The organism is Kribbella sp. HUAS MG21 (assembly GCF_040254265.1).
GTDB lineage: Bacteria > Actinomycetota > Actinomycetes > Propionibacteriales > Kribbellaceae > Kribbella.
Genome location: NZ_CP158165.1, coordinates 4,593,972 through 4,610,510 on the forward strand (window position 1 = coordinate 4,593,972; position 16,539 = coordinate 4,610,510).

Annotated in this window: 9 protein-coding genes; 6 read left to right on the top strand and 3 right to left on the bottom strand. The window is 71.3% G+C overall.

Annotated features, from left to right (window positions below; all coding sequences use genetic code 11):
• Positions 1-92: 92 nt before the first annotated feature.
• From pheS to ABN611_RS22670, 6 genes are all read left to right on the top strand, one after another.
• The gene (gene pheS, locus ABN611_RS22645; protein ID WP_350274215.1) at positions 93-1,202 is read left to right on the top strand and encodes a phenylalanine--tRNA ligase subunit alpha; all 1,110 of its coding nucleotides are present in this window, start codon (positions 93-95) and stop codon (positions 1,200-1,202) included.
• Positions 1,202-3,760 (top strand): phenylalanine--tRNA ligase subunit beta, encoded by a 2,559-nt coding sequence (locus tag ABN611_RS22650; protein WP_350274216.1) that lies wholly within the window; start codon positions 1,202-1,204, stop codon positions 3,758-3,760. Before pheS ends, ABN611_RS22650 begins: the two co-directional genes overlap by 1 nt.
• Positions 3,761-3,805: 45 nt before the next feature.
• Positions 3,806-5,347: a gamma-glutamyltransferase gene (locus ABN611_RS22655; RefSeq protein ID WP_350274217.1), complete on the top strand. Its 1,542-nt coding sequence runs from the start codon at positions 3,806-3,808 to the stop codon at positions 5,345-5,347.
• A 47-nt stretch (positions 5,348-5,394) separates the two neighbouring features.
• On the top strand, positions 5,395-6,378 hold the full coding sequence (locus tag ABN611_RS22660; protein WP_350274218.1) for a glycosyltransferase family 2 protein: 984 nt from the start codon (positions 5,395-5,397) through the stop codon (positions 6,376-6,378).
• Entirely contained in the window at positions 6,375-8,585 is a 2,211-nt protein-coding gene (locus ABN611_RS22665) for a hypothetical protein (RefSeq protein ID WP_350274219.1), read from the top strand. Before ABN611_RS22660 ends, ABN611_RS22665 begins: the two co-directional genes overlap by 4 nt.
• Positions 8,586-8,731: 146 nt before the next feature.
• Entirely contained in the window at positions 8,732-14,446 is a 5,715-nt protein-coding gene (locus ABN611_RS22670) for a tandem-95 repeat protein (RefSeq protein ID WP_350274220.1), read from the top strand.
• Between the two features lie 75 nt (positions 14,447-14,521).
• Here ABN611_RS22670 and ABN611_RS22675 read toward each other — a convergent pair whose 3' ends face one another.
• The 3 genes from ABN611_RS22675 to ABN611_RS22685 are packed head-to-tail and all read right to left on the bottom strand — an operon-like array spanning position 14,522 to position 16,507.
• Complete coding sequence (locus ABN611_RS22675) at positions 14,522-15,040, bottom strand: GNAT family N-acetyltransferase (protein WP_350274221.1); 519 nt, start codon at positions 15,038-15,040, stop codon at positions 14,522-14,524.
• Positions 15,041-15,086: 46 nt separating this feature from the next.
• Positions 15,087-15,956 (bottom strand): RNA polymerase sigma-70 factor, encoded by an 870-nt coding sequence (locus ABN611_RS22680; RefSeq protein ID WP_350274222.1) that lies wholly within the window; start codon positions 15,954-15,956, stop codon positions 15,087-15,089.
• Positions 15,953-16,507 carry a carboxymuconolactone decarboxylase family protein gene (locus ABN611_RS22685; protein ID WP_350274223.1) on the bottom strand — a complete coding sequence of 185 codons (555 nt, stop codon included), beginning with the start codon at positions 16,505-16,507 and terminating at the stop codon, positions 15,953-15,955. Before ABN611_RS22685 ends, ABN611_RS22680 begins: the two co-directional genes overlap by 4 nt.
• Between the last annotated feature and the right edge of the window lie 32 nt (positions 16,508-16,539).

The following is a 16,539-nucleotide window of genomic DNA, read 5'->3' on the forward strand; positions in this document are numbered from 1 at the left end:
CTGGAGGCGGGGGTTGTGGACGGCCGATTCACGGTATTCGGGCTGGGGTTTCTAGACTGCAAGCCGTAGACGTACCAACCCGAGAGCGAGCCATGTCCGGTCCCAACACTGATTACGACCCGGTCGAAGTGACGCCGCTGCATGCCGAAGAGGTGGAGCGGACCCGTGACGAGGCGCTGACGGCGTTCACCGGGGCGGCGGATCTGGCCGCCCTGCAGGAGGCCAAGGTCACCCATCTCGGGGACAAGTCGCCGATCGTGCTGGCGAACCGGGAGATCGGCGCGCTGCCGCCGCAGGCCCGGAAGGAGGCCGGTCAGCGGATCGGCGCCGCCCGGAAGGCGATCAACGAGGCCTTCGCGGCCCGGCTCGCCGTCCTCGAGGAGGAGCACGAGGAGCGGATGCTGGCCACCGAGCGCGTCGACGTGACGCTGCCGTGGCACACCCCGCAGCTCGGCGCGCGGCACCCGCTGTCGCTGATCTCCGAGCAGGTCGCGGACGTCTTCACCGCGCTCGGCTGGGACGTCGCCGAGGGCCCCGAGGTCGAGGCCGAGTGGCTGAACTTCGACGCGCTGAACTTCCAGCCCGACCACCCGGCGCGGCAGATGCAGGACACCTTCTTCGTCGAGCCGGCCGGCTCCGGCAAGGTACTGCGGACGCACACGTCGCCGGTGCAGGCGCGGTCGATGCTGACCCGCAAGCCGCCGATCTACGTGATCTGCCCGGGCCGCGTGTTCCGCACCGACGAGCTGGACGCGACGCACACGCCGGTCTTCTACCAGGTCGAGGGCCTGGTCGTGGACGAGGGCATCACGCTCGCGCACCTCAAGGGCACGCTCGACCACTTCGTCGTGTCGATGTTCGGCGAGGGCCTCGAGGCGCGGCTGCGGCCGAACTTCTTCCCGTTCACCGAGCCGTCGGCCGAGGTGGACCTGAAGTGCTTCGTCTGCCGCGGCGCCTCCGTCGGCAACCCGGACCGCCCGTGCCGGACCTGCGGCAGCGAGGGCTGGATCGAGTGGGGCGGCTGCGGCGTGGTGAACCCGCGGGTCCTGCAGGCCTGCGGCATCGACACCGACCGGTACTCCGGTTTCGCCTTCGGCATGGGCCTGGAGCGGACGCTGATGTTCCGCAACGGCGTCGAGGACATGCGGGACATGGTCGAGGGTGACGTGCGGTTCAGCCGCCAGTTCGGGATGGAGATCTGATGCGGGTCCCACTGTCATGGCTCCGTGAGTACGTCGACCTGCCGGCGGACGTCACCGGCCGCCAGGTCGCGGAGCAGCTGATCCGGGCCGGCCTCGAGGTGGAGACCGTCGAGGAGTCCGACCTGACCGGCCCGCTCGTGGTCGGCAAGGTGCTCACGTACGAGAACGAGCCGCAGAAGAACGGCAAGACCATCCGCTGGTGCTCGCTGGACATCGGCAAGGACGAGCCGCAGTGGGTGGTCTGCGGTGCGCACAACTTCGAGGTCGGCGACCTGGTGGTCGTGGTGCTGCCGGGCGCGGTGCTGCCGGGCGGGTTCGCGATCTCGGCGCGCAAGACGTACGGCCACGTGTCGAACGGGATGATCTGCTCGAGTGCCGAGCTCGGCCTCGGCGACGACGGCACGCACGGCATCGTCGTGCTCGAGCCGGGCGAGGCCGAGCCTGGTGACGACGCTATCGAGCTGCTCGCGCTGCGCGACGACGTCCTCGACATCGCGGTGACGCCCGACCGCGGGTACTGCCTGTCGATCCGCGGTGTGGCGCGCGAGGCCGCGACGGCGTACGGCGTACCGCTGAAGGATCCGGCGGAGCTGCCGCTGACGGGCGCCGGCTCCGGTGGTTATCCGGTGCGGGTGGACGACGCCCCGGCGTGCAGCGTGTTCGTCACCCGGACGGTGACCGGGATCGACCCGAAGGCGTTGTCGCCGCGGTGGATGCAGAAGCGGCTGCTCGCCTCCGGGATGCGGCCGATCTCGATCGGCGTCGACGTCACGAACTACGTGATGCTCGAGCTCGGACAGCCGATCCACGGCTACGACAAGGCGCGGCTGTCGGGTGCGATCGTCGTACGGCGCGCGAACGCCGGCGAGAAGCTGATGACGCTGGACGACCAGACGCGGGAGCTGGACGCCGAGGACCTGCTGATCACCGACGACTCCGGGCCGATCGGCGTCGCCGGGGTGATGGGCGGAGCGTCGACGGAGATCTCCGACACGACCACCGACGTCGTCATCGAGGCCGCCCACTTCGACCCGATCGTGATCGCGCGGGCGTCCCGCCGGCACAAGCTGTCGTCGGAGGCGTCGCGGCGCTTCGAGCGCGGCGCCGACCCGGCTCTGCCGAGGTACGCCGCCCAACGCGTTGCGGACCTCCTGGCCGAGTATGCCGGCGGCACCGTCCTCCCCGACGAAACCGTCATCGACACCCACCCGACCCCCGAGCCGGTGACCCTGCGCGCGGACCACGCGGCCCGGGTAGCAGGCGCCCCGGTCACCATCGAGGACACGCTGCAGCACCTGCGGTCGGTCGGCTGCACGGTCGAACCTGCGGCTTCCGACGCGAAGCCCGCACCGCTCGCGGCCGGTGTGCACGCACCGGCGCTGGTGGTCGACCCGTCCGCCGAGCTTGCGGGCGACGATCTGCTCACCGTGACACCGCCGTCGTGGCGGCCCGATCTGCACGATCCGAACGACTTCGCCGAAGAGGTCATTCGCCTGTTCGGGTATGACAACGTGCCGTCGATCCTGCCGGCCGCTCCGGGTGGGCAAGGGCTGACGGTGGCGCAGAAGCGGCGACGGAAGGTCGCGACCGCGCTGGTCGGCGCCGGGCTGACCGAGGTGGTGTCGTACCCGTTCACGGGTGCCGCCGACTTCGACGCGATGGGTATCCCGGCCGACGACGCCCGCCGTACGACGGTCAAGCTCGTCAACCCGCTGTCCGACGAAGAGCCGTCGATGCAGACGACCCTGCTCGCGACCTTGCTCCGGACCGCCGAGCGCAACGTCGGTCGCGGCGCGAACGACCTGGCGATCTTCCAGACCGGCCTGGTCTTCGTCCCGAAGGCCGAGACGAAGCCCGCGCCGCTGCCGTCGGTCGCGCAGCGCCCGAGCGACGCGGAAGTCCAGTCGCTGTACGACGCCCTGCCGGACCAGCCGCTGCACGTCGGCGTCGTGCTGACCGGTGCGCTGACCCCGACCGGCTGGTGGGGCAAGGGCCGCCCGGCCGGCTGGGCGGACGCGGTGCAGGTCGCGCGCCTGATCGCCCAAGCGGTCGGCGTCGAGCTCGACGTGAAGAACGCGGAGCTCGCGCCGTGGCACCCGGGGCGGTGCGCGGAGTTCTCGGTCGCCGACAAGGTCGTCGGGCATGCGGGTGAGCTGCACCCGAAGGTCTGCCAGGCGTTCGGCCTGCCGACCCGGTCGAGCGCGGTCGAGCTGGACCTCGACGCGCTGATCGCGGCAGGTCCGGAGTCGATCGCGGCGCACCCGTTCTCGTCGTACCCGGTGGCCAAGGAGGACGTCGCGCTGATCGTCCCGGCCGAGGTGTCGGCGGCGGACGTGCAGGCCGCGCTCGTCGAGGGCGCGGGCGAGCTGCTCGAAGGTGTCCGGCTGTTCGACGTGTACACCGGCGAGCAGATCGGCGAGGGCAAGAAGTCGCTCGCGTTCGCGCTCCGATTCCGGGCCCCGGACCGCACCCTGAAGGAGAACGAGGTCGCCGACGCGCGGCAGGCCGCCGTCCAGGTCACGGTCGACCGCTTCGGCGCCGTGCAACGGGTCGGCTGACGGCATGTACACGGGCGCCGCGCGCCGGCCGGGCGGGTGTTCGCGATGAGCGGCGGGCATCCACGGGTCGCGGTGGCGGCGCCCAACACGGTCGCCGCCGAGGCGGGTGTGCGGGTGGCTGCCGAGGGCGGGAACGCGGTGGACGCCGCGATCGCCGCCACGCTGGTGACGATGGTCAACGAGGTCGGCGTGGTGTCGCCGGCCTCGGGTGGGTTCGTCACGCTGCAGGTCGCGGGCGGGGATCCGGTGACCATCGACGGCTGGGTCGAGATGCCGGGGCGAGGGCTGTCGGCCGAGCGGTTCGGGCGCGGCGTCTGGGACGTGACCACGGACTACGGCGGCGGTACGACGACCACGGTCGGCCACGGCTCCGTCGCCACGCCGGGCGGGATGAAGGCGCTCGACCTCGCCCACCGCCGTTCCGGTAAGGCGCCGTGGCGCGAGGTCGTGCAGCCCGCGATCGACGTCGCCCGCAACGGCTTCCCGTTGAGCCGCACCTCGGGGTACTACCTCGGCTTCACCCATGACAGCATCTTCGGCTGGCACCAGCCGAGCCACGGCGTCGTCCACGGCGACGACGGCGAGGTGATCAAGGCCGGTACGACGCTCGTCATCCCGGAGCTCGCCGACGCGCTGGAGCTGATCGCCCGCGACGGCGCCGAGACCATGTACACCGGCCAGCTCGCCCAGCTCCTGATCCGCGACATGGCCGCGAACGAAGGCATCCTCACCGCCGAGGACCTCGCCGCGTACGAGGCCGTCGTACGTCCGGCTCTCGTCGTCAACCAGAACGGCTGGCGCCTGGCCACCAACCCGCCGCCCGCCGTCGGGGGAGTCGCCGTCGCGGCGATGCTCGCGCTGCTGGACGGCGTACCGGACGACGGTAGCTGGAGCCAGTCCGAGCTGGAGCGGCTCATCGAAGTGCAGCACGCGGTGCTCGGCCGGCGGCTCGCCGAGCTCGACGAAGAGGACGTACGGAAGCTCGAAGGCCAACGACTGCTCGAACTCGCGGCGGCCGGTGATCTTCGTGCGCTGTCCTCGCCCAGCACGGCGACGGTCTCGGTCGTGGACGACGAGGGCGACGCGTGCGCGATCACGGTCTCGTCCGGGTACGGCTCCGGGGTGCTCACGCCCGGCACCGGCATCTGGCTGAACAACGCGCTCGGCGAGCAGGAGCTCCTGCACGGCGGTCCGCACAGCCTCGCCCCGGGCACCCGCCTCACGTCGAACATGGCGCCGAGCGTCGCCCGCCGCGACAGCGACGGCGCCGTCCTGGCGATCAGCTCGCCCGGCTCGGACCGGATCCCGACCGCGCTCGCCCAGGTCTACGCGCTCTACACCCACGGCGGCCTGCCGCTCCGGGAGGCCGTCGAGCACCCGCGGCTGCACGTCCGCGTCCGGGAGAACGTCGTCGTCGACTACGAGGACGACCTCCCGGTCTCCGGCTCGACCGGACTGCCGACCCGCCCGATGCCGCCGCACTCGATGTACTTCGGCGGCGTCGCGGCCGCGTTCTGGGACCCGTCCGACGGCCTCCTCGCCGTCGGCGACCCACGCCGTACGGGAGCCGTCGCCATCTCGCCCTAGCGGGGTAAGGTCAGCAATCTGACAGCCAGGACGCGGAAAGGCAGCTGATGACCCAGCCCGAGCTCTCCGTCGTCGTACCGATGTACGACGAGGAGGAGGTGCTGCCGATCTTCTTCGAGCGGATGCACCCGCTGCTCGACGGGCTCGGGGTCAGCTACGAGCTGCTCGTGGTCGACGACGGCAGCCGGGACCGGACCGCGGCGCTGCTCCTCGACGCGGCGAAGGACTGGGCGCAGTTGCGGGTCGTCCGGCTGCTCCGCAACTCCGGGCACCAGGCCGCGCAGTCGGCCGGCTTCCGCCGAGCCCGCGGCCGGTACGTCGTCACGATCGACGCCGACCTCCAGGACCCGCCCGAGGTGATCGCGGACTTCCTGCGGGCCGTCCACGAGCAGGACGTCGACGTCGTGTACGGCGTCCGCTCCGACCGCTCGAGCGACTCCTGGGCGAAGCGGACGACGGCCCGGCTGTACTACCGCCTGATGTGCCGCCTGGTCGGCAAGCAGATCCCGTTCGACGCCGCCGACTTCCGGCTGGTGACGCGTCGCGTGGTGGACGCGGTCAACGCGTTGCCCGACGACGGCCGGGTGTTCCGCCTCGTCATCCCGTGGCTCGGCTTCCCGAGCACCGAGGTTCCGTACGTCCGGGCGGAGCGCGCCGCCGGGTCGACGAAGTACAGCGTGTCGAAGATGGTCCGGCTCGCGTTCGACAGCGTCACCGCGTTCTCGGCGGCGCCGCTGCGGCTCGCGACCTGGCTCGGGCTGCTCGGTGGCGCGATGTCCGGGCTGTTCGTGGTCGGCGCGCTGGTGATCAAGCTGACCGGCCGGAGCATCCCCGGCTGGACGTCGACCGTGCTCGCGGTCAGCGTGATCGGCGCGATCCAGCTGCTCTGCCTCGGCCTGCTGGGGGAGTACGTCGCCCGCTTGTTCCAGTCGAGCCAGCGCCGGCCGCAGTTCCTGGTCGGCTACGACAGTCTCGAGGACCACGGGCATCAAGAGGACCCGATCCACGAAAGCACACAGACCAACAGATGAAGCGGTCCCTCCCGTGGTTGCTGCCGATGCTGGTGGCGGCCGGTGGGTTCGCAGCGCTCGGTGACGTCGAGGCCGGTCCGCTCCTCAAGTACGCCGGCTACTTCGCCGCAGCGATCGCGCTGCCCGGGACGCTGCTCTTGCGGGCCGCGTGGCGCAGTACCGGGAACTGGGCCGAGGACCTCGGGCTCGGGTCGGTCGTCGGCGCGACGTGGCAGCTGATCGGCTGGGCGATCTTCACCGCGCTCGGCTGGCAACGTTGGCTGATCGTCTGGCCGGCATTGGTCCTGGCCGTCTTCGCGATCTCCGGACGGCAACACTTCCGGATCGCGGACCCGAAACCGTTGCCGGTCGCATGGACCTGGGGCCTGGCGGTGTCCGCGGCCGTGATGGTCGGTGCGACGACGTACGGCGTGATGGCGTACCACCCGATGCCGCCGCACGGTGAGGCGTACTATCCCGACCTGCTGTACCACCTGTCGATGGTGCAGGAGCTGATCCGGTCGGTGCCGCCGGAGACACCGCAGGTTGTCGGAGAACCGCTGGAATACCACTGGTTCGCCAACGCCGACATGGCCGCGGCAGTGGACGTCACCCGGCTGACACCGATGGTTGTGCTGTTCCGGCTCTGGGTCCTCCCGTGGCTGGTCGTTGCACTGCTGGTCTGCGCCACACTCGCGCGCACCGTCAGCCGCACCTGGTGGACCGGCGTACTCGCGGCTCTCGCGCTGGCCGCGCCGCAACTATTCCTGCTCGTCGACACGAGTGTGAACCTGGCCCCGCCGGTCAGCCTGCTCAGTCCGTCGCAGACGTTCGGCATGGTCGCGGCGGTCGCCGTTGCGGTGTTTCTGATCCACCTGCTGTTCAAGGAGGGGAGCCGCTGGCTCTGGCTGATCACCGTGCCCGTGGCGATCGTCGGCGGCGGCTCCAAGCCCACAGTCCTGCCGTTGCTGGTAGCAGCTGTTGGCCTTGCTGCCCTGTACCTCCTACTGACGACTCGGCGCATCCCCTGGCGGCTGATCGGTACGGCGGCCGTGCTGCTCGTCGTCGGCGCGATCACCTTCGTGACCGTTGCCGGCAGCACCAGTGGTTCGCGGCTGCAGTTCCTCGCCGTACTGAAGTCGCTGCCCGTCTACCCGGCGGCCACCGGTGACAGGACTCAGCCCGGCGCCGGCGGGTTGATCCTCCCGGCGCTGGCACACGGCGAGGTGATCGGGACGCTCAGCCTGCTGCTCGGTCTGCTCCTGACGCTGCAGGCGATGGCCTGGGCAGGCTTCGGAGTGGCCGGCCGCAAGGACCCGGTGGCGTGGTTCCTGCTCGGTGCGATGATCGCCGGCTGGCTCGGGTACCTGCTCGTCGACCACCCGTCGGTGAGCGAGTCGTACTTCGTCTACACCGTGGCGCCGTTCAGCTTGGCAGGGGCCGGTTGGTTCGCGGCGACCAGTGCGCGCGCAGCCGGACGACCTGTCCCGATCGCGATCGCCGCCTTCGTCCTGTCGATTGTGTACGCCGGTCTGCTGGTCTGGGCGCGCGGGGTGCCTGCCGCTTCGCCGGGTCGACAGCTGTGGCTGAGCACGCGCATGCTGCTCGTCGTCCTCGGCATCACGCTCATCCTGGTGCTGGCGTGGCGGCTGTTCTTCCGGCAAGCAGGCGGCGGCATGTTCGTCGTACTGGTGTTGCTGTCGACCGCTCCGATCAGCTCCTTCCTGCAGAGCGCTGTCCGCGGCGACACCGAGAAGGCCCCGACATACCGCGCCGCGCGCTGGTGGGTCTACCCGGACGAGGCCGCCGCCGCGTTGTGGCTCGGGAGGCACTCCGCACCGACCGACGTGGTCGCAACCAACACCTGGTGCCGGCCGGCAGGCCCGCACGCGCCGGGCTGTGATGCGCGCGGCTACCTCGTCAGCGGCATCGCCGGCCGCCGCGCGCTGATCGAAGGCTGGGCGTACACCAGCCAGGCCATGGCGAAGCAGGGCGACGGCGGCCGCCGCTACACCGAGCAGCCGTCGCCGTGGCCCGACCGCGTCGCCCTCACCGAGCAGGCCCTCACCACACCGACGACGGACGTGCTGGCCAGGCTGCGCGACGAGTACGGCGTCCGCTGGCTGTACGCCGACGCGCGCAACGGCCCGGTGGCGCCCGCGCTCGACCAGCTCGCCGTACGGCGACACAGTGTCGGCAACGTCGTGATCTACGACCTCGGAGAGTGATTGTCCCGTAACATCAGGTCCGCACGGGACGTTACGTCTGTGCAGGCCCGCCCGCCCCGCGGCCGCAGCAATGCACCTGATTGCTCGGGAGGGCGGGACACATGCGGGCAACCCGACCGGGGGCCTTTCTTCTTGCCGTCGGCCTGGTGAGTCTGGGAACGATCACCGCCGACGCCTACCAGGTGCCGACCGCGCCGTTCACGGACGCGGCGACCACGGTGATGCCCGGCTCCGGGCTCCGGCAGACGATCACCGTGAGCGGCGAGACCGAGCTCGGCGACCCGACGACCGCGGGCTTCCGCGGCAGCGGCCCCGCCACCTACCAGCCCGCGATCGGGCCGAAGACGCCCGCGCAGGACGTCGTGGTGAACACCGGCGACTGCGCGTCCACCGGCGGCTGCGGTGATCGCGGCACGCTGACGATCACGTTCTCCCAGCCGGTCCGCAACCCGGTGCTGCACCTCGGCGGCCTCGGCGGTTCCGTCACCCGGACCGTCAGCGGCCGGACCACCGCTCAGTCCGAGCTGCACTCGATCCTGAAGCTGGCGACGCCCGGCCTCAGCCTGACCAAGCTCGGCCAGGGCAACAACCTCGCCGTCACCAGCGACACGGTCACGGCCGCGAACCACGACACCGGCCCGAACTGCGTGAACACGAAGTCCCCGTCGGGCCTGGACACGTCCGCGACCGCCGCCTGCGGGTCGGTCCGCGTCAACGGCGTCGTCACCCAGGTCGCGTTCGACGTGTCGGCGCTGTTCACGAAGCACCCGAAGCTGCCCGCGCTGAATAACGGCTCCTCGGGCGACGCGTTCTCGCTCGTCGCCACCACACCCGAGGACTTCGGCGACGCCCCCGCGTCGTACGGCGCCGCGTGGTCGGTGCTCAGCGACGTACACCTCGGGCCGGACGTCACCGAGGACAATGCCGCAGTCGCCAACGGCACCACGGGCCCGGCCGCGGCGGACCAGGCCGACGACGGCGTCGACTTCAAGCCGCTGCGCACGAGTCAGACGTCGTACGCCGCCGATCTGCGGCTCGCCGGTACGTCGAAGGCCGGGCGGGCGTGCGCGTGGATCGACGTCAACGTGAACGGCACGTTCGAGCCGACCGAGCGGGCGTGCGCCGCGTTCGCTGCCGGGCAGTCGACGATCACGCTGCGCTGGTCCGAGCTCGCGCCGAAGGCCGGTGCGTCGTACGCGCGGATCCGGGTCGGCTACGACGCCACCCAGGTGGAGACGCCGACCGGGGCCGCGGACGCCGGTGAGGTCGAGGACCACCCGTTCGCGATCACGCCGCCGCCCCCGCCGGTGCCGGCCGACGACACCATCACGACCGGCTTCAATACTCCCGTGGTCGTGCCGGTCCTGGCCAACGACAAGCCCGGCGACCCGGCGGCGCCCCTCACCCCCGGCACGCTCTGCCTCGTCGACGGCGCCAAGTGCGTGCAGATGGTCAACGTCGTCGGCCAGGCGAAGTACGTCGCCAAACCCGACGGCACGATCCGCGTCGAGCCGGTGCCGGGCTTCGTCGGCGCCGCCAAGCCGATCACGTACCGCGTTGCCGACAGCAACGGCGCCGCGGCTACTGCCAAGCTGACCGTGACGGTGTCGCTCCCGGACCGCCCGGTGGCCAACCCCGACACGGCGACGACCCCGCAGAACGTCAGCGTGGCCGTCAAACCGCTCGCCAACGACCGCGCGGCAGCGGGTGTGCAACTGGTTCCCGGTTCCGTCGTACTGCGCGATCCCGCCGACGCGACGTTCAAGAAGAAGGTCGTGATCGCGGGCGAGGGCTCGTACGTCGTGAAGCCGGACGGCGGCGTGGACTTCGTCCCGGTGCCGCAGTTCACCGGCGTCGGTACGTCGATCGGCTACCGCGTCGCGGATTCCACCCGGCAGACCGCCGAGTCCACGCTGGCCGTTACGGTCAGACCGGTCACGCCGACGGCGAACGGTGACTCGGTCTCGACCCCCTTCGACACCGACGTCGTCGTACCGGTCCTCGCCAACGACACGCCGGGCTCGCCGGACGCGCCTCTCGTGCCCGCTTCGCTGCGGCTGGTCGACCCGGCGAGCAAGCAACTCGTCGCCAAGCTCACGATCGCCCGGCAAGGCACCTACCTGGCGGCGGCCGGCGAAGTGACCTTCCAGCCGGTGCAAGGCTTCACCGGCGTCGGGACCCCGGTGACCTACCAGGTCCTCGACAAGAACGGTACGGCGGCGCGCGCCGAGCTCACGGTCTCCGTGGCTGCCCCGGCCCCGCCGGTGGCGAACCCGGACACGGCGACGACCGTGCAGGGCCGGTCCGTGGTGGTTGAGGTCCTCCGCAACGACAAGTCCGGCCCGACCGGTGTGGCGCTACAGCCCGGCAGCGTCCGGTTGGTGGGTACGAGCCAGCCGGTGCTGTCGCTCGTCGTCGCCGGTCAGGGCAAGTACTCGGTCAAGTCCGACGGCTCCGTGCTGTTCGATCCGCTGCCCGCCTTCAGCGGTACGGCGACCCCAGTCGGCTACCAAGTTGCGGACGGCAACGGTGCGATCGGGAGGTCGACGCTCACGGTCCGGGTGACGAAGGTCCAGCCGGACGCGTCCGACGACGCCGCGCGGACGGCGTACGACACGAACGTCACGGTCTCGGTGCTCGCGAACGACGCCGCCGGCGACCCGTCGATCCCGCTGGTGCCGAGCACCGTGCGGCTGCTCGACCCGGCCACGAAGCAGCCGGCAGCCACGATCGTGGTGCCCGGCCAGGCGAAGTACACGACCACGCCCGAAGGCGCGATCGAGGTCGACCCGCTGTCGAGGTTCACCGGGGCGGCGACGCCGGTCGGCTACCGCGTCGCGGACGTGAACGGTACGACGACCACCGCAACGCTGACCGTCACGGTTGCCAAGCCGCCCGCGCCGACCGCCGCACCTGACACCGCGACCGGCAAGCAGAACGTCCCGCTCCGGGTGGACCCGCCGCTCAACGATCTCCCGGGTACCGGTGCCACCCTCGACCCGCGCAGTCTGCTGCTGGTGGACCCGGCCGACGGTGCGCTGAAGAAGCTGGTGAAGATCGCGGGCCAGGCCGACTACCAGGTCAACGCGGACGGAACGGTGACCGTCGATCCCGTGCCCGCGTTCACCGGGACGGCGACGAAGGTGACGTACCGGATCGCCGACGACTTCGGCCAGAGCGCGCGGTCGACGATCACGGTCACGATCGCGCCGATCACCCCGGTCGCGGCCGACGACACCGCGCGCACGCCGTACGGCAAGCAGGTCACGGTCAACGTGCTGGCCAACGACAAGCCGGGCGATCCGAGCGCACCGCTGGTGCCTGGCAGCCTGCAACTCGTCGACCCCGCCGACGGCGCGCTGAAGGCAACGGTCCGGATCCGCAACGAGGGCTTGTACACGGCAGGCGGGGGAGTGGTCCGGTTCGAGCCGGGCGCGACATTCCGCGGGCCTGGTACGCCGCTGACGTACCAGGTGGCCGACCGGAACGGGACGCGGACGACGGCACGGTTGACGGTCGCCGTCGGCCAGCCACCGGCCGCGCTCGCTGACACCGCCTCCACGCTGCAGAACGTCACGGTGACGGTGAACGTGGTCTCCAATGACCGTCCGGGGACCGACGCGACGCTCGACCGCAGTACGGTCGGCCTGCTCGGCGCGGACTCGAAGGCCGGCGAGTACGTGAAGTCGGTGACGGTCGCCGGGCAGGGGACGTACAGGGTGCAACCCAGTGGCGCGATCGAGTTCGACCCGCTGCCGGCGTTCCGGGGCAAGGCGACCCCGGTGCACTACCGGGTGGCGGACTCCGACGGGAACTACGCGGTCTCGACGCTGAGTATGACCGTGACGCCGGTCGACCCGGTCGCGGTTGACGACTCCGCGATCACGCCGTACGGGCACGCGATCACGGTGAAGGTGCTGGCGAACGACAAGGCCGGCGACGCGTCGGCGCCGCTGAAACCGGCGAGTCTGCTGCTGAAGGACGCGGCCGGCAAGTACGCCAAGACCCTGACGCGTGCCGGTGAGGGTGCCTACGCGGTCGACGCCTCCGGGGCGGTGACGTTCACGCCCGTCAAGGCGTTCCAGGGCGTGACGACGCCGACGACGTACCGGATCGCGGACGCCAACGGCACCACCGCCGAAGGCCTGCTGCTGGTGACGGTCGGCAAGGGGCCGAAGGCGGTTGCGGACCCGGTCGCCACGAAGCAGAACGTGACGGTCGGCGTCGATCCGCTCGCCAACGACGAGCCGGGGACCGGCGCGAGCTTCGATCCGGCGTCGTTGCAGGTGTACGGCGCGACGTGGGGACCGAAGGCGGTGATCCCGGGGCAGGGCGTGTTCACCGTGAAGTCCGGCCGGATCACGTTCGACCCGGAACCGGCGTACCGCGGGACCGTCTCGGTCGCGTACCGGGTGCAGGACAGCACCGGGAACAAGGCGAGTGCGGCCGTCACGGTGACGGTCGCGCCGGTCGTCCCGGTGATCCAGGACGACGTCGCGAGCACGCCGTACGAGACCGCGCTCACGGTCGACGTGCTGGCGAACGACAAGCCCGGTGATGCGAGCGCGCCGCTGGTCGCGAGTGGCGTCCGGCTCGTGGACCCGGTGACCGAGGCCCCGGTGCCGGCGCTGGTCGTGCCGGGGGAGGGCACCTTCACGGTGCAGCCGTCGGGCGCGATCCGGTTCGCGCCGCTCGACGGGTACGCCGGGGTGGCGGTCCCGGTCGGGTACCAGGTGGCCGACCGCAACGGCACGCTCGGCGCCGGCACGCTGACGATCACCGTGCAGGCCCGTCCGGTGGCGGTGCCGGACGAGGCGCGGACCAAGCAGCACGTCGCGGTGACGATCGATCCGCTCGCGAACGACAAGCCGGGTCCGGACGCGACCCTGGACCCGAAGTCGGTGCTGCTCGTCGGTCCGGACCGTGCGCTGGTCAACCGGGTGGTGGTCGCCGGACAGGGCACGTACGTCGTTGCCGAGGGCAAGGTGACGTTCACGCCGGACGCGGCCTTCTCGGGCACCGCGCGCCCGGCGACGTACGACGTCAAGGACTCGCACCGGAACTCGGCCCGCGCGACGATCACCGTGACGGTCGTGCCGGTGCGTCCGGTGCTCGTCGACGACAGCGCGAAGACCGCATTCGGTACGGCGGCCGTCGTGAACGTGCTGGCCAACGACAAGGCCGGTGACCCGTCCGCGCCGCTCCGCCCGGGTTCCGTCGTACTGCGGGATCCCGCCGACGGCAAGGTGAAGACGTCCGTGACGGTGCCCGGCGAGGGCACGTTCGTGGTAGCTGCCGGCGGCGCGGTCACGTACACGCCCGCGAAGGGCTTCGTCGGTACGACGCGTGCGCTGTCCTACCGGGTCACCGACGCGAACGGCACCTCGGGCACCGCGCTGCTCGACGTGACGGTCGCGCAGCCGCTGCTCGCCAAGGCGGTGCCCGACACGGCCACCGGCACGCCGGGCAACCCGGTCGCGGTGAACCCGCTGCTCAACGACAGCGGGGAGATCAGGCCCAGCTCGGTCTGCCTCCGGACACCGACCGGTGCGTGCGCGAAGAACGTCACGAACGGCGCCGGGACCTGGTCGGTCGGCGCGGACGGGACGGTGACGCTCAAGCCGGTGGCCGCGTTCACGGGCACCGCGAAGGTGACCTACGAGCGGACCGACCGGGCCGGCGAGACGGTCGCCGCGCCGGTGAAGTTCACCGTTGGCGCCGAGCCCGCCCCCGAGCCCCGCACCGCCAACCGCATCCAGCTGGCCGCGGCCGGCGGCCCGCCGCCGATCGTCCTCACCCTCGGCGTCCTGCTCGCCGCACTGGGCGCGACGCTCGTGCTGATCGCCCGCACCCGAAGGTGATCTCCAGGCCATCACAATCCCCGCCCCGGACGCACTCCACGCGGGGAGGAGCTCCGGCCAGGCGATTGTGATGGCCTACAGGTCCAGCACCAGCATGATCTCGTCGCGGTAGTCGTCCGCGGTGAGCCGGATCGCGCGGGGATGGGTGCCGACGATGCGGTAGCCGAGCGGGCCGTAGAAGTTCTCCAGGCCGAGGCCGCCGCGGATCGTGAGCTGGAGCTGCTCGAGGCCGAGGTCGACCGCGGAGCCGCGCAACCCCTCCATCAGCATCCGCCCGGCGCCGTTGCCCTGGTGGCCGGGGTGCACCATCACCCGCAGCACCGTGCGCCAGTGCGGCTGCAGATCGCTCCCGCGCGTGACCAGCATGCCCATCCCGACGTACCGCTCGCCGTCGTGCAACACCCCGAGCAGGTCCAGCCCGGCCGCGACCCGCCCGAGCGCGCCGTCGAGGTTCTCCGCGATCCGGTCCACCGGCGCCGGCGCGGTGTACCCGACCGCGCCGCCCGCGTTCGTCGCCGCGACCCAGGTGTCCAGCAGGTCCGCGCGCAACCCCGGATCAAGCGCCTCGTCCGGGTCCGCCACCAGGTACTTCACCGCACCTCCATCTGCGACTGAGTTGCAGATAGTCTACGGCGTCCGGTCAGTGCACCTGCCCCAGCTTGTCCGGGTTCCGGATCAGGTACAGCTCGGTGATCTGCCCGTCGCTCGTCTTCATGAACGTGACGGTGTCCGGCTCGTCGTCGTAGTACGCGACGAAGGCGAGTTCGTCGTTCAGCGACGCCATCCGGATCTCGAAGCCCGGGTTGTCCGCGAGGACGGCGAACAGCCAGCGCGCGATCTTCTCCGCGCCGTGGATCGGGCGCAACGCGGCGCGCTTCTTCCCGCCGCCGTCGCTGATCAGCACAGCCTCCGGCGCGAGCAGTGCGACCACCTGGTCGAAGTCACCGGAGCCGGCCGCCTGCATGAACCGCATCGTCAGCTCGTCGTGCCGCGCCTTGTCGACCGCGTGCCGCGGCTGCCGCGCGTGCACGTGGCTGCGGGCCCGGTGGGCGAGCTGCCGTACGGCGGCCTCCGAGCGGCCGAGGGTGTCCGCGATCTCGTCGTACGGCAGGTCGAAGACCTCGCGCAGCACGAACGTGGCACGTTCCAGCGGGGAGAGCGTCTCGAGGACGACGAGCATCGCCATGCTGACCGAGTCCGCCAGCTCGACCGCGGCGGCCGGGTCGTCGTCGGTGGCCAGCGGCTCCGGCAGCCACGGGCCGACGTACTGCTCCCGGCGTGCCTTCTGCTCGCGCAACTTGTTGAGCGCGAGCCGCGTGGTGATCCGGATCAGGTACGCCCGCGGGTCGCGGATCTCCCCGATGGCCTGGCGGTCGATCGCGGACCAGCGCAGCCACGCCTCCTGGACCACGTCCTCCGCGTCGCTCACGCTGCCCACGACCCGGTACGCCGCGCCGACCAGCACCTGGCGGTGTTCGGCGAACTCGCGGGCCAGTTCCTCCTCGGTCACCGCACCGGCCTCAGGTCGCAGTACTCCTTGAACCCCTGGCTGGTGAGACCGAGCGCCGAATAACTGCGGGACCGGTAGTTCTCCAGCGAGACGGCGGCGGTCAGCTCGACGAGTTGCTCGTCGGTCAGGTCGGCACGCAGCCGCTCGACCTGCTCGTCCGTCACCTCCGGCGGGGTCGCCGTCATCGCTTCCGCGTACTCCATCACAGCTCGCTCCAGTTCCGTGTACACCTCACTGTCCCGCCACTGCGGCACGGCGCGCAGCTTCGCCGGATCGACCGCCCGGTGGTGGAACTCCCAGTAGCCGAAATCCAGACACCAGCCGCAGCCGACCCGCCCCGCCGCCGCCATCACCGCGAGCGCGTTCAGCGTAGGGTCCAGCGTCTTCCACCGCCCCGCCGACCCCTCCAGCAACAGGAACGTCGTGAGCACCCGCCGGTTGTGCAGCCACACCCGCCCCGGATCCAGCACCTTCCCGTACCGCCGCCGGCTACCCCACTCGGCCAGCCGAACGAACCACGTCCGCCGATGCTCCAACCCGATCCGCGCCATCACAACCTCCGAGAGTCGTCGTCGGACCTTGG

Excerpts from the sequence above, each read along its gene's own strand:
- ABN611_RS22665 (WP_350274219.1), top strand. The coding sequence starts at position 6,375 with ATGAAGCGGTCCCTCCCGTGGTTGCTGCCGATGCTGGTGGCGGCCGGT.
- ABN611_RS22685 (WP_350274223.1), bottom strand. The coding sequence starts at position 16,507 with ATGGCGCGGATCGGGTTGGAGCATCGGCGGACGTGGTTCGTTCGGCTG.
- ABN611_RS22660 (WP_350274218.1), top strand. The coding sequence starts at position 5,395 with ATGACCCAGCCCGAGCTCTCCGTCGTCGTACCGATGTACGACGAGGAG.
- ABN611_RS22655 (WP_350274217.1), top strand. The coding sequence starts at position 3,806 with ATGAGCGGCGGGCATCCACGGGTCGCGGTGGCGGCGCCCAACACGGTC.
- pheS (WP_350274215.1), top strand. The coding sequence starts at position 93 with ATGTCCGGTCCCAACACTGATTACGACCCGGTCGAAGTGACGCCGCTG.
- ABN611_RS22650 (WP_350274216.1), top strand. The coding sequence starts at position 1,202 with ATGCGGGTCCCACTGTCATGGCTCCGTGAGTACGTCGACCTGCCGGCG.